The following is a 21881-nucleotide window of genomic DNA, read 5'->3' as shown; positions in this document are numbered from 1 at the left end:
CCCCCCCCCCCCCCCCCCCCCCCCCCCCCCCCCCCCCCCCCCCCCCCCCCCCCCCCCCCCCCCCCCCCCCCCCCCCCCCCCCCCCCCCCCCCGGGACCGTATGCGTGCGCCGGCAGGGCTCCGAGGTGAGCTTGTTCCGCTTTGACGGACACCATCGGCGTGGTGGTCGGGCCGCGATGGGCGCCGACTGTGTGGGCGCTGTCCGGCCGACATACCGCACAGCAGGTGGACCGGTTCGCCGAAGGACTTCACCCCGTGCCGCCGCGCCCCTTCTGGCCGTGGGCCCCCACGCGTTTCCACGTCGCCCCAGGGCTTGTCCCGCACATCTCGGACGAAGGTGACGACAACTCCAGCATTTGGGTCGGCGCCACCCACCACAGCGCTCCCGCCCCGCTGGCCGACGTCGCGGTGGAGTGGGCCCAGTTCGACGGCTGACATCGCGTCCCAGCCCGGTTGCCTCCATCACCGGACAAGGGGCAAGAGACCGTCATGAGGCTGTGAACGCTGCTTGATGATCCCCGTCAAGCCGTGTTCACAGTCCTCTTTGCGGCCGACGCACCTCGCGGGATCAACGCTGTGAAGGGCGACCATGCGGGCACTGCGGGCCGGTACGGTCCTGGAGGCCATTTCACGTGGCTGGCCCGAACGCTGTCATACGGAAGCCACCACCTCGCCGGCCATGACCTGGGGAGGGCTGGGGAGCAGTGACGCAAGGTTGTCCCGCACGAAGTCCGCAGCCCTCGAGATCGATTCCTCGGCACCGGCCTGGTCCTGGAAGACGCTGGTCGAGACCATCACTCCGTCCCCGGCATCGATCCAGTAGTAGGCCACGAAGCCGGAGACCTGGCGCATGAGCGCCACGAACCCCTCGTTCACGAGGCGTGCCGCCTCGGCCGAATCGGTCACCCCTTCGTACCGCCGGACTGTTGCGTACATCGGCAAGCTCCTCACGGCGTTCTGGGTTGGTCCTCTGCTGAGACGTCGTACCCCTGCGGCGGCTGCCTGGCTCATGAGGCGTCCGGCAATCACCTGAAGGGCCGCCTCGGGTGATCCGAACGGCGGCCGCCGGCCCGGACACACAGCCCTGCGCATGTCTGCCACGAGACGGCATCGACGTGGAGCAGAGCAGCCTCGGCCGGTGGCTGCCCACAGCACGGAAGAGGCTGTGAACGCGGCATGACGATCCATGTCAGGCAGCGTTCACAGACCTTTCTCGCGAGGTGGCGAAGCCTGTGCACAGGGCTTCGTGGTGTCTGTCCAATTCCGGGGTCCACCGTGTCGGGGTACGTTCGGTGTTCGGCCCCGTCAGCGAGCCTTTTCAACCTGGCGGGTCGGCAGGCGAGTTGGCGTGGGCGCGGTGGCCAGGAAAAGACGAAGCTCCTGGTAGGCGAGTTGTCCGCCAAGATCGACCTGTCCGCCCGGAGCTTCACGTGTTTGTCGACCCGTCGGGGATCGATCTGTTCAGCGCGGCCCTGCGCTACCTGTCCGGCCTACTCGCCGCTCGGCGCCGGGAGCGCGGGACGCGGTGGCGCCGGCTGACCTGCGGCCGACAGGCCCTGCTCGCCCTGGCCCACCTGCGGTGCGGACTCAGGGGGCCAGCACAACCCTGCCGAACACCTTCCCCGCGTCCATCTCGCGGTGGGCCAGCACCGCCTGGTCCAGCGGCAGCACCTCGTGCACGACCGTGCGTAGGTCCCCGCGCGCAGCATCGGCGAACTGGGACGACCTCACGTCCTGCCTGCTGGGGCCGGGCACGGTGTCGGAGCTGAAGGTGGCGAACGACAGCGACCTGCGGAAGGCGTCCATCAGCCGCATGCCGAAGTCCGCCGGCGGCTGCCCACCGACCACACCGACAGCCACATACCGCCCGTTGGAGTTCAACTTGTCCAGGAAAAGGGGAAGCTGGGGACCGCCCACGACATCGATCACCACGTCGAAGCCCGCCGGTGCGTCCGGGCCGCCCTCGCCGGAGCGGTGGAGGACGTGGGTCGCGCCCAGGTCCCGCAGGCGGGTGCCACGCTCCGCCGATGAGGTGGTGACCGCCACCGCGCCCGCGCCGCCCCTGGCTGCGAGCTGGACGGCCGCGATTCCGATGCTGCCCGCCGCACCGCGCACGAGCACCGTCTCACCGGGCGTGAAACGGGCCCGGTCCAGGGCGAAGTGGGCGACCACGCCGGAGCCGCCGAGAGTCACCGCGTCTGCGCCGGTCAGGCCGTCGGGCAGCGGAAAGACGTCCTCGACCGAGGCAACGGCCTGCTCGGCATACCCACCGGACAGGCCGGTGAACGCCCACACTCGCCGCCCGATCCACGAGGCGTCCACGCCCTCTCCCACCGCGGTGACGCTTCCCGCGACCTCGCTGCCGAGGAGATGGCCCTCGCGGAAGCCGTAGGCGGCGAGCGTTCCCCGGCGGATCACAGCGTCCACACCGCCTACCCCGATGGCCTCCGTGGTGAGCCGCACCTGCCCCGGGGCAGGAACGGGCACGGGCAAGTCGACGACCTCCAGGCCGTCGGGATTTCCGAACGTCCTGATCACGACGGCTTTCATCTCTGCTCCTCGGGTCGGTGGATGAACGGGTCGCAACTGCTGCGGCCGTGGGCGGCGAGCCGGCCCCACAGCCGGGGCATCACCGGCAGAGTGCCGGGACGGGGAGGCAGCACCGCCATCGGACCGTAACGGACGCCCCCGTCCGTTTGGCTAAAGTGAGAAACGATGACCGGCCACTTGCCTCAGACTCTGCGCTCCGACGCCCGCGACAACCGGGCCCGCATCCTGGACGCCGCCCGCGCGGTGTTCGGCGAGGAGGGCCTGAGCGCGCCCATGCGCGAGGTCGCCCGGCATGCAGGCGTCGGCCCCGCCACCCTGTACCGGCACTTCCCGACCAAGCAGGCGCTGATCGCAGAGACCTTCGCCGAGCAGCGGCGAGCCTGCCACGCCGCCGTCCACGACGCCCTCACGGACACGGACGCGTGGCACGGATTCCGGAGCCTGGTCGAGCGGATCTGCGAACTCCACGCGCACAGCCGGGGATTCGCCGACGCCTTCACGACGGCCTTCCCCGAGGCCATGGACTTCGCCGCTGACCGGGAGCGGACCCTGCACGCGGTCGCCGAACTGGCCCGCCGTGCCCAGGAGACCGGCCGGCTCCGCCCCGGCTTCGTCGTCGACGACCTGATCCTCATGCTCATGGCCCACCGGGGCGTCCAAGACGCGCCGCGTGCCGCCCGGGTCACAGCCTCCCGCCGCTTTGCCGCCTACGCGATCGAGGCGTTCCGCGCCGCACCAGAGACGGGAGCCCCTACGCCTCTGCCGCCAGCACCACGCCTACAGCTCGCGCGGTCGCCCAGCACGCCGTAAACCCGCCACCGGTGGCTCGCCGACCTCACCGAACACGCCACCGGCGAAGGAGAGCTGCACCTGTGCGCGATCAAGGACGTCGTCATCAAGAGGATCGTCGGCTGCTCCATCGACGCACGGATGAAGTCCCGCCTCGCGGTGAACGCCCTGAACAATGTTGTCGTCCGGCTTAGAGGGCGTCTCACGTGGCAGGTTTCGCGAGCTTCTTATAGCAGGTCAGGGCAGCGGCCAGGCCGAGGAAGGCGAGGAAGTGCGAGCCCTTTCGTTCGTATCGGATGGTCAGGCGGCGGTAGCCGAAGAGCCAAGCGATCGACCGCTCGATCTTCCAGCGGTGCCGACCAAGGCGTTCGCCGGACTCGATGCCTGGCCGCGCGATGCGCGCGACGAGCCCACGCTCGCGTAGCCAGCTGAGGTGTTCGGCGGAGAAGTACGCCTTGTCCGCGCGGAGTTTGACGGGCCGGCGCCGCCGTGGTCCCCGGCGGGACCGGACGGTGGGTATGCCGCGGATGAGCGGCTTGAGGGCGAGACTGTCGTGCATGTTCGCACCTGACACGGCGACGGCGAGCGGGATGCCCTGGGCGTCGGACAGCACGTGCAGCTTGCTGCCCTTCTTGCCGCGATCGACCGGGTTCGGCCCCGTCAGCGATCCCCCCTTTTGACGCGAACGGAGGCCGCGTCGACGATCCCCGAGGTCCAGTCCACCTCGCCCCGGACCCCGAGTTCGTCCAGCACCGCCCGATGCAGCCGACGCCACAGGCCGACCTCGGTCCATACCGTGAAGCGGCGATGCGCGGTGGTGGAGGACGTGCCGAACGTCGGCGGCAGATGCCGCCAGGCACAGCCGCTGGTCAGCACGTACACCACTGCGGTGAACACGGCCCGCTCGTCACGCGGAGCGGTCCCGCCACCTTGCGGTCGAGCCGCGAACGACGGCAGCAACGGGGCGACCAGCTCCCAGAGTTCATCAGGAACCAGACGCTTCGACAGATCAGCACTCACGGCAGGCATCATGCCGCTCGAACATCAAGTCACGTGGGACAGCCCTCTACGCCTTGACTGATGAGGCCGATCTGGCGGCCCGCTCGATCTTCGCGCAGTAGGCGGTGCGGGCGTCCTCATCGATCTGCATCTCGTGTTCGGGGCGCATCCCGGTTCGGCCGTCGACGCCTTCGCGCAGGATGTCGGCGTGCCCCGCATGCCGGTTTGTCTCGCCGAGGACGTGCACCAGGATGGCGAACAGGTTCGTGTTGGTATAAGGCTCCGGCCACCACGGCACGTGGCCGGGGGCATCGAGGGCAAGCTCGTCGATCGTCGCGTCTGAGTGTTCCCACGTGCGCCGGTAGGACTCGATGATCTGATCGCGCGCCTCGCCCTCAGCCGCCCACAGATCGCTGCCGTCGTGGTCCCGCCACCGGGGCAGCGGTTCCGGGGACGGCCGGTCGAAGACCTCGCCGAAGTACCTGGCCTCGACGCTGGCCACGTGTTTGACCAGGCCCAGGAGGTTGGTCCCGGTCACTGTCAAAGGTCGGCGGGCGTCGTATTCGGACAGGCCGTCGAGTTTCCAGAGCAGCGCCTCGCGGTCCCGCCGCAGTCTCCCGTGCAGGCTGTCCTTCGCGAATTCATCGATCATGCGGCATGAGCCTGCCATGGGTTACTCGTGGCCTCAAGATCCCGTACGTGGACCGCAACGACCGGCAGAGCCGAAGCCTGGCCATGGCCACTGCCCTGAGCTACTCAAGAAGCTCGCGGAACCTGCCACGTGAGACAACCTCTTAGACACATTGCCGGCTGCATTCTGTACATCGATCGCGGGTCGCAGTTCCGGTCACGGAAATTCGTTCGGGCGCTCGACGGCCACGAAATGGCTGTTTCGGTGGGAAGGGTCGGGGCGGCAGGCGACAACGCGGCATGGAGTCCTTCTCCAGCCTGCTGCGGAAGGACGTCCTCGACCGCCGTTCATGGGTCACCCACCAGGACCTGCGGATCACGATCGTGACCTGGATCGAGAGGACTTGCCGCCGACGCCGCCGACAAGCCGCACTCGGCAGGCTGACCCCCGTCGAATGCGAAACCGTCATGATCACACCGGCCCTCCAGACCGCGTGACCGACCTGTCACCGAAACCTGCACCAGGCCCGTTCATCGTCCGAAGGAACAATGCAGTGCACCGGCCTTCATCGCGGTGCCGGTGAAACCCGACAGGCGACGGGTCGATCCGGGCTACTGGGTAGTGGCACATGCCCCACTACCCAGTAGCTGCTTCCGCACCGGGCCGCCCATGGGCCGTCCGAGGGTGGCCGACGTCGACAGACGACGCCATCCGACGACAGCCCCGCTCATGATCAGCGGTGGCGCACAGCACCCTGTGCAGGTGTCCACCAGCACAGGTGAGTTGAGGAACGTCTCAGTGCGCAGCAGTGTCATAGAGCGCTGCTGCGCGCTTTGTACCGGCTGGCTGTGTGTTCAAGCAGCTTTCGGCATGCCTCCGCCATTTCTTCCAGCAGATCGTCATCGATGCCGAAGTTCACAAGGACACCACCGTTCGAGGTGGGCATCGCGCTGCGGATTTTCGCGGCTCGGAGACTGGGCCAGAAGCGGCCGTGGGCAAAGCCGGAGGCCACACGCCACAGTGCTTGGGTTGGGGTAGGTTCAAGCCCGGCGCCTGCGGCGGCCTCGTAAATGATGCTCGTGGCCTCTGGCTTCGTCAGGCTGGGCAGGCCGAGGGCCAGGGCCAGTTGCTTGACCTCTTCCCGGCGCTCCGTTCCGGTCTTGCCACCCGGCCTCGGGACGTAGTTTGTGTCTCTCTCGTGCTGGGCGCGGTTGCGGAAGTCTTCAGCCCACAGGGAGAGCACCCGGTGGCGACGCTCATCGCGGTTCTTGCCCGCCAGGAGCCATGCTGCGGTGGCGAAGTTCTCAAGGGCCCCGCGCAGCAAGGTCCAAGGGCTGTGCAGGTCAACCTGCTGCGCGACGGTGACGAGCTGCGTGAAAGCCTCGACATGAGTGAGGCCGGCCGAGAAGGAAGACTGGACGAACTTGGCGGCACCCCGCGGTCCCAAGGGCTCGTCGTCCTTTGCCAGACTGCTGTGCTCTGCCGCGTCGGGCAACAACAGGAAGTGATTGTCCACTCGGTAGACGGCGGCTGCGTCGAAGAGCGGGGCGAGGTAGGTGAAGCCCTCCCGGCCGGTCGCGGGCGCGTTCATTTCGTCACCGTACGCCGCTTGTGACGCGTCACGCCTTACGTTTTCCATGCCCGCTTGTCTGGTCTTGCATCGCGTGATTCGTAAGCGTCGCCCGACTCGCAAGGCCACGAGCTGGGCCCGCTCTGGGCCCTCCGAGGACGACGGACAACGACCATCAACGCCCCTCTGAATGCAGGTCAGTTGGCATGCGCACCGCGCTGACCAGGACCGAAAGGCAGGCCCGCCAGACCCAGGGCAAGAAGAAGTGCAGACCGGGAGCGGTCTCTGACATCGAAGGAAGCGACCTTCCTGTACGACCAGCCCACGAAGAGTCCTCGAAAGACACGTGAAGTGAGGGCCGGTGCGTCGTCGCGTGGCGCCACCGGCCCGCCCGAATTGGGGTAGTTGGCGTTGTCGGTTACATCGACAACACTGAACGCGCCGAGCCGGAGGGCGTCCTCGTCGGCGCTCCAACCGCCGGGATGGCTCGTCGCCGGAGTGGACATGGACGTCTGCGCCTTGCTTCGCCACCAAGCCAATTCCCCGGGCACGTCACAATGCACCGGTGCCGGCGCCGAGTTCTGAACCGAAGCGCTCAGCAAACGCCGTGCCTCCTGTTCAGGCACCGCGCCGACGATCCGCACACCTGTGACGCTCAACTCCGCCTCCTGCTGCTCTTCCACCCGAACTCGGTCATGTCTCAGCCGTCGGCGTGACCATCGTCCGTGTTGCGGGTCCACAGAGAGAGGTCACTGCTCGTCGCCACGGCGATCGTCCGGCCGGAGGGGGAGAAGCCGGCTGATCGGAATGTGGAGTAGTTCGAGTGGAAGATGTGCCACCACTCCTCTCCGTGCGGACCCGCGTGGGGGAGCCCGCCGTCGACTGACAGCAGGACCCGATCGTTCGGCCAGGCCGGGGTGACGACTTCCAGAGTCCAGCCGTCTTCGGTGGTGGTGTGCAGCCCGCCGCCGAAGAGCCCGGCGATGCGTACGCGGCTTCCGGTGATCGGCCCCAGTCCGGGGCAGGACAGGTCGGCGACTGCGTCGGGGGTGCTGTGCTCGGGAGCGGGGTCGCGGTCCCTGGCGATCTTCTCGCCGGTGACGGCGTCGAAGAGACCGTGCCCGTCGTGCGAGACAACCATCACCAGATCGTGGCCCGTATCGGGGTTCGTCGCGAAGCCGATCCCGAGCAGTCCGCCGACAGGAACGCCGTACTCGTAGGCGAAGACGGGCCGCCAGGGTGCGGGCGCGGGCACCACAGGAGCCGCGAGAAGCCGGTCACGCATCGCCCGCTGGTAGTCCGAGAGCTCCGACTCATGCTCGGACCGCCCGACCGGGGGCGTCTCCTTCGTCCACTTCATCACCGGACCATGATCCAACCTCGACAGGCCAGCCCTGAAAATAACCCCGGCCCACTGCCCAGCCACAGGCTCATGCGGTCTGAACGCTGCTTGATGATTCATGTCAAGCAGCGTTCACAGACCCTTTCGTGTGGCGGTGTCCAGGACTCCGTACGCCTCCATAGAGCCCCCACTCATCCAGGCCGGAGTAAATCAACACGGTGCGGCACGAGGGGGCGGAGAGGGACTCGGCCTCTCCCTCGTACAGGGCGACCAAGGAATCGTTGCCTCTCCACCAGGTGTCCGTCATCCCCGCCCGGTCCGATCATGAACGAGTAGGGGTTGCACACCGGTGGGTCCCTGCCGGGTACAGCCCCCCTCGTCCGGCGAACCCTCTGGAAGATCGGAGTCCAGATACCTGGGTCCACCGTCGTAGTGCGGAGCCGGAGGTAGCACGAGACCTCCCCAGCGCTCCTGATACTCCTCCACACGGTCGGTCTCCACCGACGGGACGCCGAGCGCGAGCCACTGCTCCGCAAGCCGGCCGACCGGCGGCACGTCGATCCTGATGCCGTGCGCGGTGACGAACGACCGCGCTCGACGCGTCAGTCCATCGAGTACGGCGTCGCTGAGATGTCGCTCCATGCGCCGGACGCTACTTGACTCGCGTCGGCAACTGCCTGCCGCCTGCGGCGGGCGTGGTCCGTCGCATTGAGCAACGGGTCGAAAATCGGTGGTCACCTGACCTGGCCGAGCCCACGCTGTACTCCATGGAAGAACCGCTCCGCATGATCCGCGCGCTCCACACGGCGTCCACGATCACCGTCTACCAGGCGTACTCCCCTGAGATCGGACTGCCCGCCATCCGAGACGGCCGTTTTCCGGCCGCGTGGAAGCCTGGCCGCATGACGTGGATCAAACCCAGTTTCATGTGGATGATGTACCGCTCCGGCTGGGGCACGAAGGAGGGCCAGGAGACCGTCCTCGCCGTCGAGATCACCCGCGACGGCTTCGACTGGGCGCTGCGCCATGCCTGCCTGTCGAGTTACGTCCGCGGACTGCATCCCGACCGCGGCACCTGGCAGCGTGACCTCAAGCGCGCACCGGCCCGTGTCCAGTGGGATCCCGAACGCGATCTGCACCTGCGTCCCCTGCCACACCGCTCGCTGCAACTGGGGCTCTCAGGTGAGGCATCGACGCGTTACGCGGATGAGTGGATCGTGTCGATCAGCGACGTGACCCCGCTCGCCCACGAGATCCACGCACTCGTCAGGGACGGCGAACTGGACTCAGCTACCCGGCTGCTCCCCCAGGAGCAGGGATACCCCGCCGGTGAAGAACGGCTGGCCCACCTGCGCCCCTGACCGGCAGTCCGGGCACAACCGCCGGCATCACCCATGGGTCACATGGCAGCACAGGTCTGTGAACGCGGCATGACGATCCATGTCAAGGCGCGCTGACAGACCTTTGTCGGTCTCCGATTTTTGCTTGTTCTTGATCCGGTTTCTACCTCCCCCGTAATCCGTCTCTCTAGTGTCGTGAGGTTGGCATGTGCACAGAGTGCAGCACCGAGAAGTGCCGCTGAACGTTGGAAAGTTACGGGGGTCCCATGTCCGATCTGGCGAAGGAAGCCGCGTCGATGCACAAGGCGGCGTCGGGGCTGCGGACAGTGGGGCATCACACGGCGAAGCCGCTCGCGGACTTCAAGGAGCAGCAGCACGATCTGAAGGCGCTGGGGGCGTTGGGGTCGTTGCTGGGTGCGAAGGGTGAGATAGAGAGGGGCATGACCACTCTGTCCAAGCTGACGGGGCAGTTGGAGGAGGAGTGGGAGGTGGAGGCAAAGCTGATCGGTGAAGTGTCGGACACCTTCGATCTGTTGGACCTGCTGCTGGCGGCGCGGACCCGAGCGAAGAAGGGCTGAGGGGCGCGCTGCCATGGTGGATCTGAACCCGCTGCACTACGTCAACAAGTTCAACCACATGTTCGGCGACAGCATCGCCAGTGGTCTTGAGTTTCTCGGGATCTCGGATCCGGCGGTTGATCCGGACGGGGTGCGGGAGATCGCGAAGAAGTGGCGTCATCTGGCCAAGGGGCTGGACGACGCGACCTTGGCCGCCGAGCGTGCGTTGTCGGGCGTGACGTGGGAAGGGAAGACAGCCCAGGCTTTCCACAAGCGGTCGAAGAGTGCCCGTAAGAGTGCCGGCGAGATGGCGCACTCGTTGCGGGAGGGCGCGAAGGCGCTGGACGACTTCGCGGACAAGGCGCACGAGCTGCTCTCCGAGATCGGTGTGATGCTGGCGGAGATCGCCGAATTCGAGATCGCGGGCCTTGCGCTGTCGATCCTGACGGCTGGTGCTTCCGAGGTGGCGTCCACGCTGATGGCCGGTGAGCGGGCATTGAAGGTGGTGGCACTGGTCGGACGGATCGAGGAGGAGGGCACCGCGCTCGGCTCGGTGGTGCGCGGCGTGCTGGAAGTCATCCGGGGCGTGGAGCGGGCGCTGAAGACGCTCAAGGAGATCCGCGGGGTCGCCGAGGTGGGGAAGATGGCGGCCGAGGGCGCGAAGTTCTCCGCGTTCGACACCCTGCTGAAGGATCCGGGAGCCTTCGAGGATCCGGACAAACTGGCCGGGATCCTGACCGAGGGCGCGCTGATGGGCATCGGCTTCGGCGTGCTCGGCAAGGCGCTGGGCAAGGGGTTGAAGGCGTTGAAGCCGGCCCAGCTGGCCGAGCTGGCCAAGGGCATGAAACTGAACTGCGCGGCGTTCGATCGCCTCAGGCTGAACCCTGGCTTCGACAAGCTGCCTGCGTCGATCCGCAATACGGTCAAGAAATTCGTGCGGGACCCGATCGACGTGGCCACCGGCGACATGTCCCTGCCCCGCACCGACGTACGCCTGCCCGGCGTCCTCCCGCTGATTCTGCAGCGCACGCACATGTCCTCGTACCGTTGGGGCGGTTGGTTCGGCCCCTCCTGGGCCTCCACCCTCGACCAGCGCGTCCAGGCCGACGAGACCGGCCTCGTCTACGCGACCGCCGACGGCGCCCGCCTGTGCTTCCCCCTCCCGGGCAGCGGGGCCGACGAGCCTGTCCGCCCGGACATACCCGGCTCGCGTCTGACCCTGTCCTGGGACACCGAGACCGACGGCGGCATCCGCATCACGGACCCCGACACCGGCTTGGCCCACGTCTTTCACAGCCCCGTCCCGGCAGCTGGCGACACCGCCGTCGACCTGCCCTTGCAGTACATCCAGGACCGCAACGGCAACCGGATTACCATCGAGTACGAAGAGGGTGACATCCCCCGAGCGGTGGTCCACTCCGGCGGCTACCGCATCGCGCTCGACCACGACCACTCCCGTATCACCGGCCTGCGGCTGATCGACCACGCCCACCCGGACCGGCCCGGCACGACCCTGCTCGAGTTCGCCTACGACGAGCTGGGCCGTCTGTCCACGGAGACCAATTCCTCCGGCCTGGCGATGCGTTACACCTACGACATCGAGGGACGCATCACCTCCTGGACCGACCGCAACCACACCACCTACTGGTACGAGTACGACCACCAGGGCCGCGTCACCGCCACCGGCGGGACCGCGAACGCCCTCGCCTCCACTCTCGCCTACGACACCACGACCCGCACGACCCGCGTCACCGACTCCCTCGGCCACACCCGTGTGTACGAACACAACCAGGCCCTCCGCCTCGTCCGCGAGACTGATCCTCTCGGTCACGTCACCACGCAGGAATGGGACGCCGGGTACCGGCTGACCGCTGTCACCGACCCGCTCGGCCACACCGTCCGATACGCCCACGACGAGGGCGGACGTCTCGTATCGATCACACGTCCCGACGGTCAGGAAACGACCACCGAATACAACGACTCGGGATGTCCGGTGGCCGTGGTCGTGCCGGGTGGCGCGGTATGGCGGCAGGAGTACGACGAGCGGGGCAACCGTACTGCCGTGACGGACGCGTCCGGCGCTGTCACGTGCTTCTCGTACGATGATCACGGGCGCTTGACCGCGCTCACCGACGCACTCGGTGCGGCCACACGCATGCGTTGCGACGCGGCTGGACTCCTTCTGGCGGTCACAGATCCCTCCGGCGCGATCACACGCTACGAACGGAACTCCTTCGGCCGTGTGGTCACCGTGAAAGACGCGACCGGCACGACCACACGGCTGGATTGGACGGTCGAAGGGCGACCTCTCCGGCGTATCCTGCCGGACGGTGCCGTCGAAACGTGGGCGTACGACGGCGAAGGCAACTGCATCAGGCACACCGATCCCGTTGGCGCGGTCACCTCGTTCGAGTACACGCATTTCGACCTCGTCGCCGCGCGCACCGGCCCCGACGGAGTCCGCCACGAATTCGTCCACGACAGCGAGCTGCGCCTCGCCCGCGTGCTCAACTCGACTGGCTTCGAATGGAATTATCACTATGATTCCGCGGGCCGTCTCGTCTCCGAGGTCGATTTCGACGATCGCACCCAGAGCTACACCCGCGATTCCGCTGGCCGCCTCCTGAGCCGAACCAACGCGCTCGGGCAGACGGTGCGCTACGAACGCAACCCACTGGGCCAGATGATCCGCAAGGACGTCGAAGGTCAGGTCACCACGTTCGCCTACGCGCCTTCCGGCCGCCTCGTCAACGCCACCGCACCGGGTACCACGCTCTCGCTGGAACTCGACGAACGCGGCAAACGCCTGTCGGAGACAGTGAACGGCCGTACCCTGCATCACGCGTACGACGCCTTGGGCCGCCGCACGCACCGCACCACACCCGCAGGCGCCACCAGCACGTGGACCTTTGACGTGACCGGGCGCCCCGCCGCGCTCACCGTCTCCGGGCACGCGATCGGTTTCGTGCGTGACGAACTCGGCCGTGAGACCGCTTACCGCTTCGGCGAGACACTCGCTCTGGCGCAGACGTTCGACGCGGTGGGTCGGCTCACCGAGCAGAGCCTGGCCACGGACGCGGGCGTGATCCAGCACCGCGCCTTCTCGTACCGCCCGGACGGCGCCCTGACCCAGATCGAGGACCCCGACCGCACCCGACGCATCGACCTCGACGCTGCGGGCCGCGTCACCGCTGTCCGCGCCGAGAACTGGACAGAGCGCTACGCCTACGACGACGCCGGAAACCAGACGTTCGCGGATTGGCCCGCGACTCATCCCCATCATGACGCCACGGGGCAGCGCGTCTATACAGGCACCCGCATCACCCGCGCCGGCAATATCCGCTACGAGCACGATGCCGCGGGCCGCATCGTGCTGCGTCAGAAGACCCGCCTGTCCCACAGGCCGGACACCTGGCGTTACACCTGGGACGCAGAGGATCGTCTGACCTCCGTCGTCACCCCTGACGGCACCCGCTGGTGCTACCAGTACGACCCGCTGGGGCGACGCATCGCCAAACAACGCCTCGCTGCCGACGGCGAGAGTGTCCTTGAGGAGACCGTTTTCACCTGGGACGGACACACTCTCTGCGAGCAGACCACCCAGACCGGAGGCCGGCAGCATCCGGTCGTCATCACCTGGGACCACAACGGCCGCCGCCCCTTGGCCCAGACGGAGCGAATCGTCGACGCCGACTCTCCGCAGAGCGTTGTCGACCAACGCTTCTTCGCCATCGTCACCGACATCGTCGGCACCCCGACCGAACTCGTCGACGAAACAGGGGACATAGCCTGGCGCGCCCGCGCGACACTCTGGGGAACCACAACCTGGAACACCGACGCGACGGCCTACACGCCGCTCCGCTTCCCCGGCCAGTACTACGACCCCGAAACGGGCCTCCACCACAACTACTTCCGAACCTACGACCCGGAGACGGCCCGCTACCTCAGCCCCGATCCCCTCGGGTTGGCCCCCGCGCCCAACCCGGTCACGTACGTCCACAACCCGCACACGTGGATCGACCCCATGGGTCTCGCGCCGGAATGCGGCGAGCCTGTCGGGCGCACATTCGACGAGCAGAAGGCCCGTGCGTTGCGGGACGCCGGAATTCCCGAAGGAGCCGTACCCCTCGAAGTCGACAACTTCGTCCCAGCCACGACGCCGGAATGGCAGGGCGCCAAGCAGTTGATGGGCGAGGACCACCAGCCCGTCTACTACACGGAGGAGGTCTATGAGCATCCGAACGGGGAGGACCTTATAGTTTTCCAGGACCACTGGTTCGGCCATCAGAAACCAGGAGAACCCGGCTACCAGCCCTCGCATGTCCATGTGAGGCCGTTCGAGGACACGCGCAACGGGCAGGTCCCGGGCTGCGAGGAGCATTACTACTATGACCGTTGAGAGATTTCTCGTTGATCCGGAGCCGCTGCGGTCACTCTATGGCCGCGTTCCGGACCTGATCGGTATTCGGATCCGATCGATCAACCTGAATCGGCGGGGTCCCGCGGTGACACTACGGGTCGACCTGCCGTCCTTTCCCGAAACAGCTCCTCGGGAATGGATCGACGCGGGCCTGGACACGGTGCAGTGCCAATTCCAGTTCACGGCAGTGGAGGGAATCTCCCTCACCGATTGGACACCGCCGGTCTTCGGCAGCGTCGAGACGGTTCCGTGGGGGACAGAGCGACGTATGCGCGTGACTGCCAGGGGCGGAGGACTGTCGCTGAACTTCACCTGCAGCGATTCCGTGCGCGTCGCCCACGTGAGCGCGTTCAGGATCATGGAGAGCGGATCCGATGACGGGGTCCATCTGTTCATGAGCAAGATCGACGCCCGACGGCACAGTTCTCTTCCCGGTACCGAGGACAGGACGTTCTATGAGCGCTGACTGGTCGCGTCTCCTCGCGTCCCCCGAATACTTGGGGGACCTGTACGACCGCACCCCGCCTCCGGCCGGCTCATGCGATCCCTTCTACGTGCACATCGACGAACGCGGGACCTCGGTGACCCTGGGGTTCGACACGCGGATCCTGCCGGTGAACGCCCCCGCGGAATGGCATGAGAAGGGGTTCAACGCCTTCGAGTTCCACCTCGTCTTCGAAGGAGTGGAAGGGCTCCGGGTCACTGGCTGGAATGCCGCTGCCGCCGGAAACATCGGTATGACCGCCCGTGAGGGAGTCTTCGAGGTCGTCCTCGGATCGGCCGAGTCGGGAATCGCCTTCCGTGCTTCCACGGCTCGATTGGCCAGGGCCCGCGTGTATCTCGCCTCGGGCAGCATCTGAACCTGAGCGCATTCGGCCACGGCGGCCCGGCGCACAGCCCATGGGGAGCAGACCTGCGGCTCTGACGGCGGCCGGGACCGGGGGCAGAGGGGAATCCTGCCGCATGAGCCTCCAGCAGAGCCCTCAGGCCGTCAGACGCCGCAACTGGTCCAAGGCCGGCGGGTACGGCCGCTCCTCGGGCAACAGCGTGGCGGCCCGGCCGAGTCCATCGGCCCGGACCAGGGAGTGTATTTCGCGGGCGAGCGGCGTCACGTCGCTGATCTTGATGATCCACTCGTCGGCGTACCGGGCCGCGGCCTCCCCCGCGAGGCCGAGCTGGAGCGAGCGGTACGGCAAGGGCCGGCAGACGCAGGTCCCGCTCGGGGTCCCACTGCACGCGCGCGGGCGCCCGCTTCAACTCCCGCTTCCAGGTGGCCTGGTTTCGTGCAGCGAGCGCACGCGGTGCGACAGGCACGCGTTCCGCAACGCCCACTCGAAGCCGGCACGGCTGATCTCGACGGCCAGAACAGTCTCCTGGCCCTCCTTCGTGCCCCAGCCGCAGCGATACATCATCCACAGAAAGCTCGGCTTGATCCATGTCAAGCCGCGTTTACAGACTTGTGCGGCGACGGCCCAACCGTCCTGTGCCGATGCGGAGCGACTGATTCGCATAGCTCGCACGCGAACGAACAGCATTAGCGTGCTTCCGCGGCGAAGAACGGGGGGCAGAGTGAGGACATGGTGGCTCATGCGCAGAGACGTTCGGGTCGGTGAGCTTCGTGAGTATGGGGTCGACCAGCCGACGTTCTTGTGCCATTTCGTGCCCGGGCCGGGCTGGGAGGCCGTCAGGACACTGTTCGAGGCGTGGGCGGCTGTACAAGGACCTGACCCCGACGGGCGTAGGAACGCGGAGGCCGTACGTCCGCTGATGGCTCTGGGACTGACCCTGCATCCTTCGGACGGGGGCGCGCCGCTGACGTGCTTCAGAGGCTGCATCGTGCGTATCTACGGGGACAGAGCCCGCCTTCGCCGCTGACCTGCAATGTTCGAATCTGTCCGGCCGGGTGCTGACAGAGGGCATCTGAGGCATGTCCCGGGCCGGGCGCAGCAGGGTCGGCCCCCAGTCAGTCGGCCGCTGGGATCAGCCCGACCCGGTAGGCGAGGACGACCGCCTGGACCCGGTCGCGCAGGCCGAGTTTGGCCAGGATCCGCGAAACGTAGGTCTTGACCGTCTCGGGGGTGATGAACAGCGCCGTGGCGATCTCCGCGTTCGACAGCCCCTCGGCGATCTGCCGGAGCACGTCGAGCTCGCGAGGGGTCAGCGCGCCTACGAGGTCCTCTCTGGCCTTCCGGGAGGTGTCGGCCGGCCGCAGGTGTCCGGCGAAGTGACCTATGAGGTCGCGGGTGACGGCGGGCGCCAGCAGGGCCTCGCCCCGGGCGACCGTACGGATCCCGTTCACCAGCTCCGCGGGAGGAGCGTCCTTGAGGAGGAAGCCGCTGGCTCCGGCCCGCAGCGCGTCGTAGACGTAGGCATCGACGTTGAACGTGGTGACGACCAGCACCTTCGGCGGGAACTGGGCATCGGGACCGGCCAGTTGGCGGGTCGCCTGGATACCGTCGAGCAGAGGCATCCGGATGTCCATCACCACCACGTCGGGCCGCAGCCGCCGTGCGGCCTCCACCGCCGCGTGCCCGTTCTCGGCCTCCCCGACGACGTCGAGGTCGGGCTGCGCGGAGAAGATGGTGACGTAGCCGGTCCGCACCAGTGCCTGGTCGTCGCAGACGAGGACTCGGATGGGCTGCGGCGCATCGCTCACGGGGTCACTCCTGAACGGGCTGGGACGGAATCGTCGCGCGGACCTCGAACCCGCCCTCGGGCCGGGGTCCGGCCTCCAGTTCACCATCGAGCATCCGCACCCGTGCACGCAGCCCGGCCAAGCCCCGTCCGCCCGTCGGGCCAGGCTTCCGCGGGACCGGTACGGTCGCCGGGGCGGCGGCGGGTGCGCCGGTCGTCACCTTGATCTCGACGTGCTCCTCGCGGTGCCGGACCAGGACGTGTGCCGGCTGCCCGGACGCGTGCTTCATCGTGTTGGTGAGCGCCTCCTGCACCACGCGGTAGGCGGCCAGCTCCACGTCCACGGACCGCGCCCGCCGCTCGCCCTGCTCGCTGAACTCGACCGACTGACCCGACCTGCGGGCCTGTTCGACCAGGTCGACCACCCGTCCCAGGGTCGGGGCACGGTCCGCACGCGCCGGGTCGGCGACCGCGGACTCACCGGTCGCCTCCAGCACACCGAGCAGGTACCGCAGCTCCGTCAGAGCCCGGCGGCCGGTGTCACTGACGGCCGCCAGTCCCTCCCCGGCCCGTTCCGGCGCGGACGTGAGAAGGAACTGCGCCGCGTCGGACTGGACCACCATGGCCGTCACGTGGTGGGTGACCACGTCGTGCAGTTCGCGGGCGATCCGGGCCCGCTCGGCGGCCGTGGCCACCTCGGCGGCCAGCCGCCGCCGCTCCACCTCTTCCCCTCGCCGCATGCGTACGGCACTCCCCACCAGCCAGATCGCGGCCAGAGTCAGATAGAACGCGAGATAGTCCGGGATCTCCTGTGGTGAGCCGAGGTGGTGCAGGACGACGGCCAGTACGACGTAGGCCGCACTCGCCGCGACCCTCACAGCGCGGCGCAGGCCGACCTGGTGGGCCCCGGCGGAGTACAGGGCGAGATACAGCCCCACACTCCCGAACGTCGTCGCGAAGCCCAGCGACTGGTGCACGGCGAACGCGCCCGCGATGACGGCCAGACAGGTCGCGGGCCACCGGCGGCGCGCTGCCAGCGGCAGGGCCTGAGCCAGGGTCAGCCCGACGCCCAGCGCGTTCGCCGGCCGCTCGGGCAGATCGCCGATCTGCCCTCCGATGTTCGACAGGGTCGGCACGAAGGCCAGCAGGGTGAGCACCAGAGCAAGGACGCCGTCCTTGACGGAGGCGTCCCGTCCGCTCCACCAGTCACGTAATGCCCGAAGGGGCGGGGGACTCCAGAGCGCCTGACGGGACATCACTTCCGTTTCCTCCAGTCGGCCTGTCTCAGTGCCGGGCCCGCCGCCGGGGCAGCAGCCGGCCGTTCCGGTGGGCGAGGACGGCCATCGGGACGGTGATCAGCACACCGAGGACGATGGGCACGATCGACGTCTCCAGGCCGAAGCCGTCGCCGGTGAGCAGGGTGGAACCATGGACGTCGACGGTGTACAGAGCCTCGGGGGTGTGTCCGGAGACCGGGACGCCGAGCAGTTGCTCGACAGTGTTCCAGGCGAAGTGCAGTCCCACGACGAACCAGATGCTACGCCGCCACAGGAACGCGGCACCGAGCATGACACCGGCCTCCAGAGCGATCGCCACCACGCTCCGCCCACTGGCCCCCGGAGCCCCCAGGTGGGCGACGCCGAAGAACAACGCGGTGATCGCGACGGCGGCCCGGCTGCCCCACAACTGCTCCAGAGCCTGCAGGGCGAGACCGCGGAACAACAGCTCCTCGGTGACCGAGGCGCCGATCTGCACCATGACCGCGGACCACACGACCGACACGAAGCCGTTGCCCGCCCAGGAGAAGGAGTAGCCCCCGAAAGCCGTGATCAGGAGTGCGGACACGAGGATGAAGCCCAGACCGATCGCGCCGCCGAGCAATGCCTCCCGGGCGGCCCCGCGCCGGGCTATCTCCGGCGTGGAACGTCGTGCGACGAAGCGCATGACCGCCCAGTACACGGCCACCGCGGCAGCCGCTCCCAGCGCCGGCACCGGGCCGGGGCCCGTCGCGGTCAGGCCCGAGACGAGACCGACAGCGACCATGCCCGTCAGCATCCAGCCGAGTGGAGATCGAACGATCCGGCCGAGACGGCCGCCCCAGCCGTCGCCCTCCTCGTCCGGGCCGGAGCCTGTGTCGTGCGGTGCGGTGGACGTCGTGTCCATCGTGGCCTCCCCCTGTGGTGGTGGTCGCACCGGTGGCGACCTGACAACCACGCTAGGGACGCGCCGACTTCCGCGAGTCACCCCCACATGGACAGTCCCTGTAGCTCTCAAAGGGGATGCGCCGCCCCTGTCTGCCTGCCTGTCCAGGACGGGTATCGAGTCGTGATCGATCTGGCGGACCGTTCCGCGCCATGGAGCGGATCCGGTAGCGCATCCTGCATGAGGCGGGTGCAACTGAAGCGCGATGAAGGGGATTTCGTCGGGCGGTACCTGCCGATGGGCAGGCACCGCCCCTGTCCCGAGCTACCCGCACAACGATTGAGCGGTTCCTGGACCCGGTCAGCTCACGGGACATTTCGCTGGCCGTCGCACAGCGGATCACTGTCCGCGATCTCTGTGGCAGGGCTTCGTAGTCTCGCGTCAGGCGGCGGTGCTGCATGATCCACATCATCCTGTCCCGTTTCTACCCGGTGGGGGAACGCCCCTCTCAGCCGGCGGCCAGGCCGATCTCCGGTGAGCACGCTGGGTAGACGGTGATCGTGGACTCTGCGTATGCCACATTGATCGGCATTGAGTGAACGGCCGAAGCCCCAGCGACTTGTCATTCCTCGATCGAAGTCGGCGCGAGCACGGTCTGGTCCCGGTGGAAGGTGTTCTCACCGAGGCGCCGCGAGCAGCTTGCCGTTGAGCAGGCCGTGGGTGGTGCGGACGGCGGCCGCCGACCAGGCGGCCAGCAGCAGGGCGTACAGGGCGACGGCGAGCGTGTCGAAGGCGGCCAGGCCGGTGTGCCGGGCCAGGCTCTCCGCGCCGGTCACGCAGGTCCCCACCGGGAAGGTGAACGCCCACCAGGTCATCGCGAAGCCCATGCCCTGGCGGCGGGCCCGTACGGCCATCGCGACGGCCAGCGCGAGCCACAGCAGCGCGAAACCCAGCACGGGGACGCCGTAGAGGACCGCGAGGAGCGCGAAGCCCTGGTCGTACGGGGCGGGCACCACACCGGGCGCCGCGTCCGCGAACTTGCCCACCGCGGTCGTCGACTGGCCCAGCGGGCCGAGCACCAGGAAGAGCGTCGGGGTGAGCGCGAGCGGCAGCGGGCCCGCGGTGACGAGCCGGGCGAAGATCATCGGCAGCATCACGAGGGTGGTCAGCAGGCTCATGCCGAACATCGCGACACAGGCGAGGAGCAGCGTCTCCCGGGGCTGTCCGGCCGGCAGGTGGGGAACGAGGAGCGGGCCGAGCGCGGCCGACACCATGGGGGCGACGATCGGCAGCAGCCACACGGGTGACGCCTGTCCGGGCTCGATGCGATGCCGTACGACCATGAGGTACGGGACGGTCACCGCGGCGGCGAGTCCGATCAGTGTCCCGGTGACGAACAGGACGGTGTCCACGGCGACCGCCGCCTGCATCCCGATCCAGTCCCGGCCGACCAGCAGGGTGCCGGCGCCCACGGCGAGCAGGGCCATCGAGAGGCAGCCGTAGAAGGGGGCCATGGCCGGGTCGAGGAGATGGGCGCGGGCCTGGTCGCGGTGGTGCGTCCAGTGCAGCGCGCGGGCGGCGAGCAGCGACACCAGCAGGGTGAGGGAGAGGGCCCAGACGATCGTGCAGGCGGTGCGCAGGCCCGGCACGTTCCCGGGCAGTCCGGCTCCGGCCGTGGCCACGATCGCGGTGCCCATCACGGAGGCGTACCAGTTCGGGCCGAGATGCCGGACCGCGGCGACGGCGCGGTTCCCCGGGACACGGGGGGTCTTCGTGTCGGGGACGGTTCCCGCCTCATGGGCGGACAGGGGCTGGGCTGCGGTGACCATGGCACCACGGTCGCGCTCGCGCCGGCTCCCCACCAGGGAGTGCGCGCCTATGAGGGCATAAGCTGGCTTTATGAGCAGCGGCGCTGAGGACCGGACATGAGCAGCGGTGCTGAGGGCCGGCCCGGCGTCGGGATCGCGCACCGGGTGCCCGATCTGGGCGCGCTGGAACTGCTGCTGGCGGTGGCGCGCCTCGGCAGTCTCGGCCGCGCCGCACGCGAGCTGGGGATCACCCAGCCGGCGGCCAGCAGCCGTATCCGTTCCATGGAGCGGCTGCTCGGGGTGGCGCTCGTCGACCGTTCGCCGCGCGGATCCCGGCTCACCCGCGAGGGGGCGCTCGTCACGGACTGGGCGCGACGGGTGGTGGACGCGGCCGAGGCGTTCGACGCCGGGGCGCAGGCGCTGCGGGACCGGCGCGACTCTCGGCTGAGGGTGGCCGCGAGCATGACGATCGCCGAGTATCTGCTGCCCGGCTGGCTGATCGCCCTGCGCGCGCAGCGCCCCGACACGGCCGTGTCACTGCTCGCCGGGAACTCCGCCGGTGTCGCGGAGCGGCTCCTCTCCGGCGAGGCGGACCTCGGCTTCGTCGAGGGGCTCTCGGTGCCGTCCGGGCTCGACGCGACCGTCATCGCGCACGACCGGCTGATCGTGGTGACGGCGCCCGGGCATCCCTGGGCGCGTCGCCGCGCGCCCCTCGCCGCGGCGGAGCTGGCCGCGACGCCGCTCATCCTGCGGGAGGAGGGATCCGGCACGCGTCAGGTCCTCGACACCGCGCTCGGCGGGCTCGCCCGCCCGTTGATCGAGCTGTCCTCGACGACGGCGGTCAAGGCTTCCGCCGTCAGCGGCGCCGGGCCCGCCGTCCTGAGCGAACTCGCCCTCGGCGAGGAACTGTCCGCCCACCGGCTGGTGAGCATCCCGCTCGCCGACGTCCGGCTCACCCGCGCGTTGCGGGCCGTCTGGCCGACCGGACACCGCCCCACAGGCCCGGCCCGCGACCTGCTCTCCCTGACGCGGGGGGCTGCCTGACCGCACGGTGACGCGGGGCCGCCCGACCGCACGGGCCCTGTTCGACCCCTCCGCC

At 68.6% G+C, this 21881-nt stretch carries 20 protein-coding genes and 3 pseudogenes; 10 read left to right on the top strand and 13 right to left on the bottom strand.

Annotated features, from left to right (window positions below):
* The first annotated feature begins 141 nt into the window (after window positions 1-141).
* Entirely contained in the window at window positions 142-435 is a 294-nt protein-coding gene (locus tag ACZ6KY_RS39285; protein WP_469315051.1) for a hypothetical protein, read from the top strand.
* 216 nt (window positions 436-651) lie between these two features.
* On the opposite strand, the gene ACZ6KY_RS39280 is transcribed toward ACZ6KY_RS39285, so the two are convergent.
* The gene (locus ACZ6KY_RS39280) at window positions 652-936 is read right to left on the bottom strand and encodes a hypothetical protein (protein WP_469315050.1); all 285 of its coding nucleotides are present in this window, start codon (window positions 934-936) and stop codon (window positions 652-654) included.
* A gap of 494 nt (window positions 937-1430) precedes the next feature.
* Between ACZ6KY_RS39280 and ACZ6KY_RS39275 the strand changes: the two are divergent.
* Window positions 1431-1586, top strand: a pseudogene (locus ACZ6KY_RS39275) (IS5/IS1182 family transposase); the annotation flags it as partial.
* Window position 1587: 1 nt separating this feature from the next.
* On the opposite strand, the gene ACZ6KY_RS39270 reads toward ACZ6KY_RS39275, so the two are convergent.
* Window positions 1588-2550, bottom strand: a complete 963-nt coding sequence (locus ACZ6KY_RS39270) for a zinc-dependent alcohol dehydrogenase family protein (RefSeq protein WP_469315049.1) — start codon at window positions 2548-2550, stop codon at window positions 1588-1590.
* A 165-nt stretch (window positions 2551-2715) separates the two neighbouring features.
* Between ACZ6KY_RS39270 and ACZ6KY_RS39265 the strand changes: the two genes are divergently transcribed.
* Window positions 2716-3360 (top strand): TetR/AcrR family transcriptional regulator, encoded by a 645-nt coding sequence (locus tag ACZ6KY_RS39265; RefSeq protein ID WP_469315048.1) that lies wholly within the window; start codon window positions 2716-2718, stop codon window positions 3358-3360.
* A gap of 181 nt (window positions 3361-3541) precedes the next feature.
* Here the strand turns inward: ACZ6KY_RS39265 and ACZ6KY_RS39260 are convergent.
* A protein-coding gene (locus tag ACZ6KY_RS39260) for an IS5 family transposase (protein WP_469315047.1) occupies window positions 3542-4359 on the bottom strand; the annotation gives its coding sequence in 2 pieces (ribosomal slippage) (window positions 3542-4020 and window positions 4020-4359; 819 coding nt in all).
* A gap of 46 nt (window positions 4360-4405) precedes the next feature.
* Window positions 4406-4990 (bottom strand): DinB family protein, encoded by a 585-nt coding sequence (locus tag ACZ6KY_RS39255; protein ID WP_469315046.1) that lies wholly within the window; start codon window positions 4988-4990, stop codon window positions 4406-4408.
* 162 nt (window positions 4991-5152) lie between these two features.
* Here ACZ6KY_RS39255 and ACZ6KY_RS39250 point away from each other — a divergent pair.
* Window positions 5153-5466 (top strand): annotated as a pseudogene (locus tag ACZ6KY_RS39250) (integrase core domain-containing protein); the annotation flags it as partial.
* A gap of 314 nt (window positions 5467-5780) precedes the next feature.
* Here ACZ6KY_RS39250 and ACZ6KY_RS39245 read toward each other — a convergent pair.
* The 4 genes from ACZ6KY_RS39245 to ACZ6KY_RS39230 form a co-directional block, all read right to left on the bottom strand.
* The gene (locus tag ACZ6KY_RS39245) at window positions 5781-6560 is read right to left on the bottom strand and encodes a hypothetical protein (RefSeq protein ID WP_469315045.1); all 780 of its coding nucleotides are present in this window, start codon (window positions 6558-6560) and stop codon (window positions 5781-5783) included.
* Between the two features lie 176 nt (window positions 6561-6736).
* Window positions 6737-7222 (bottom strand): hypothetical protein, encoded by a 486-nt coding sequence (locus ACZ6KY_RS39240; RefSeq protein WP_469315044.1) that lies wholly within the window; start codon window positions 7220-7222, stop codon window positions 6737-6739.
* 17 nt (window positions 7223-7239) lie between these two features.
* On the bottom strand, window positions 7240-7899 hold the full coding sequence (locus tag ACZ6KY_RS39235) for a hypothetical protein (protein WP_469315043.1): 660 nt from the start codon (window positions 7897-7899) through the stop codon (window positions 7240-7242).
* A 285-nt stretch (window positions 7900-8184) separates the two neighbouring features.
* Entirely contained in the window at window positions 8185-8523 is a 339-nt protein-coding gene (locus ACZ6KY_RS39230) for a hypothetical protein (protein ID WP_469315042.1), read from the bottom strand.
* A gap of 125 nt (window positions 8524-8648) precedes the next feature.
* On the opposite strand from ACZ6KY_RS39230, the gene ACZ6KY_RS39225 reads away from it, so the two are divergent.
* The 5 genes from ACZ6KY_RS39225 to ACZ6KY_RS39205 all read left to right on the top strand — a co-directional run bounded on the left by ACZ6KY_RS39225 (window position 8649) and on the right by ACZ6KY_RS39205 (window position 15058).
* Complete coding sequence (locus ACZ6KY_RS39225) at window positions 8649-9242, top strand: DUF4291 domain-containing protein (RefSeq protein ID WP_469315041.1); 594 nt, start codon at window positions 8649-8651, stop codon at window positions 9240-9242.
* Between the two features lie 245 nt (window positions 9243-9487).
* Complete coding sequence (locus ACZ6KY_RS39220; RefSeq protein WP_469315040.1) at window positions 9488-9799, top strand: hypothetical protein; 312 nt, start codon at window positions 9488-9490, stop codon at window positions 9797-9799.
* Window positions 9800-9812: 13 nt separating this feature from the next.
* The gene (locus ACZ6KY_RS39215; RefSeq protein ID WP_469315039.1) at window positions 9813-14177 is read left to right on the top strand and encodes a DUF6531 domain-containing protein; all 4365 of its coding nucleotides are present in this window, start codon (window positions 9813-9815) and stop codon (window positions 14175-14177) included.
* A complete protein-coding gene (locus ACZ6KY_RS39210) occupies window positions 14167-14664 on the top strand; it encodes an Imm50 family immunity protein (RefSeq protein ID WP_469315038.1) in 498 nt (165 codons plus the stop codon). The genes ACZ6KY_RS39215 and ACZ6KY_RS39210 overlap by 11 nt, the downstream gene beginning before the upstream one ends.
* On the top strand, window positions 14654-15058 hold the full coding sequence (locus ACZ6KY_RS39205) for an Imm50 family immunity protein (protein ID WP_469315037.1): 405 nt from the start codon (window positions 14654-14656) through the stop codon (window positions 15056-15058). Before ACZ6KY_RS39210 ends, ACZ6KY_RS39205 begins: the two co-directional genes overlap by 11 nt.
* 123 nt (window positions 15059-15181) lie before the next feature.
* Here the strand turns inward: ACZ6KY_RS39205 and ACZ6KY_RS39200 are convergent.
* The 5 genes and pseudogenes from ACZ6KY_RS39200 to ACZ6KY_RS39180 all read right to left on the bottom strand — a co-directional run bounded on the left by ACZ6KY_RS39200 (window position 15182) and on the right by ACZ6KY_RS39180 (window position 20803).
* Window positions 15182-15607 (bottom strand): annotated as a pseudogene (locus ACZ6KY_RS39200) (DUF4291 family protein).
* A 554-nt stretch (window positions 15608-16161) separates the two neighbouring features.
* The gene (locus tag ACZ6KY_RS39195) at window positions 16162-16854 is read right to left on the bottom strand and encodes a response regulator (protein ID WP_469315036.1); all 693 of its coding nucleotides are present in this window, start codon (window positions 16852-16854) and stop codon (window positions 16162-16164) included.
* A gap of 4 nt (window positions 16855-16858) precedes the next feature.
* A complete protein-coding gene (locus ACZ6KY_RS39190) occupies window positions 16859-18088 on the bottom strand; it encodes a sensor histidine kinase (protein ID WP_469315035.1) in 1230 nt (409 codons plus the stop codon).
* Between the two features lie 28 nt (window positions 18089-18116).
* A complete protein-coding gene (locus ACZ6KY_RS39185) occupies window positions 18117-18995 on the bottom strand; it encodes a lysostaphin resistance A-like protein (protein WP_469315034.1) in 879 nt (292 codons plus the stop codon).
* Window positions 18996-19651: 656 nt separating this feature from the next.
* Window positions 19652-20803, bottom strand: coding sequence for a TDT family transporter (locus ACZ6KY_RS39180; RefSeq protein WP_469315033.1), 1152 nt, complete (start codon window positions 20801-20803; stop codon window positions 19652-19654).
* A gap of 96 nt (window positions 20804-20899) precedes the next feature.
* Between ACZ6KY_RS39180 and ACZ6KY_RS39175 the strand changes: the two genes are divergently transcribed.
* Window positions 20900-21826, top strand: coding sequence for a LysR family transcriptional regulator (locus tag ACZ6KY_RS39175; protein ID WP_469315032.1), 927 nt, complete (start codon window positions 20900-20902; stop codon window positions 21824-21826).
* The last annotated feature ends 55 nt before the right edge of the window (window positions 21827-21881 follow it).

This window comes from Streptomyces sp. NPDC042002, from assembly GCF_055588305.1.
The sequence above is the reverse complement of the archived record's forward strand: the minus strand, read 5'-3'. Positions and strand labels throughout refer to the sequence as shown.

Coding starts and splice junctions, on each gene's coding strand:
- ACZ6KY_RS39270 (WP_469315049.1), bottom strand. CDS start 2,550: ATGAAAGCCGTCGTGATCAGGACGTTCGGAAATCCCGACGGCCTGGAG.
- ACZ6KY_RS39175 (WP_469315032.1), top strand. CDS start 20,900: ATGAGCAGCGGTGCTGAGGGCCGGCCCGGCGTCGGGATCGCGCACCGG.
- ACZ6KY_RS39225 (WP_469315041.1), top strand. CDS start 8,649: ATGGAAGAACCGCTCCGCATGATCCGCGCGCTCCACACGGCGTCCACG.
- ACZ6KY_RS39245 (WP_469315045.1), bottom strand. CDS start 6,560: ATGAACGCGCCCGCGACCGGCCGGGAGGGCTTCACCTACCTCGCCCCG.
- ACZ6KY_RS39230 (WP_469315042.1), bottom strand. CDS start 8,523: ATGGAGCGACATCTCAGCGACGCCGTACTCGATGGACTGACGCGTCGA.
- ACZ6KY_RS39190 (WP_469315035.1), bottom strand. CDS start 18,088: ATGTCCCGTCAGGCGCTCTGGAGTCCCCCGCCCCTTCGGGCATTACGT.
- ACZ6KY_RS39180 (WP_469315033.1), bottom strand. CDS start 20,803: ATGGTCACCGCAGCCCAGCCCCTGTCCGCCCATGAGGCGGGAACCGTC.
- ACZ6KY_RS39210 (WP_469315038.1), top strand. CDS start 14,167: ATGACCGTTGAGAGATTTCTCGTTGATCCGGAGCCGCTGCGGTCACTC.
- ACZ6KY_RS39280 (WP_469315050.1), bottom strand. CDS start 936: ATGTACGCAACAGTCCGGCGGTACGAAGGGGTGACCGATTCGGCCGAG.
- ACZ6KY_RS39235 (WP_469315043.1), bottom strand. CDS start 7,899: ATGAAGTGGACGAAGGAGACGCCCCCGGTCGGGCGGTCCGAGCATGAG.
- ACZ6KY_RS39265 (WP_469315048.1), top strand. CDS start 2,716: ATGACCGGCCACTTGCCTCAGACTCTGCGCTCCGACGCCCGCGACAAC.
- ACZ6KY_RS39185 (WP_469315034.1), bottom strand. CDS start 18,995: ATGGACACGACGTCCACCGCACCGCACGACACAGGCTCCGGCCCGGAC.
- ACZ6KY_RS39220 (WP_469315040.1), top strand. CDS start 9,488: ATGTCCGATCTGGCGAAGGAAGCCGCGTCGATGCACAAGGCGGCGTCG.
- ACZ6KY_RS39205 (WP_469315037.1), top strand. CDS start 14,654: ATGAGCGCTGACTGGTCGCGTCTCCTCGCGTCCCCCGAATACTTGGGG.
- ACZ6KY_RS39215 (WP_469315039.1), top strand. CDS start 9,813: ATGGTGGATCTGAACCCGCTGCACTACGTCAACAAGTTCAACCACATG.
- ACZ6KY_RS39255 (WP_469315046.1), bottom strand. CDS start 4,990: ATGATCGATGAATTCGCGAAGGACAGCCTGCACGGGAGACTGCGGCGG.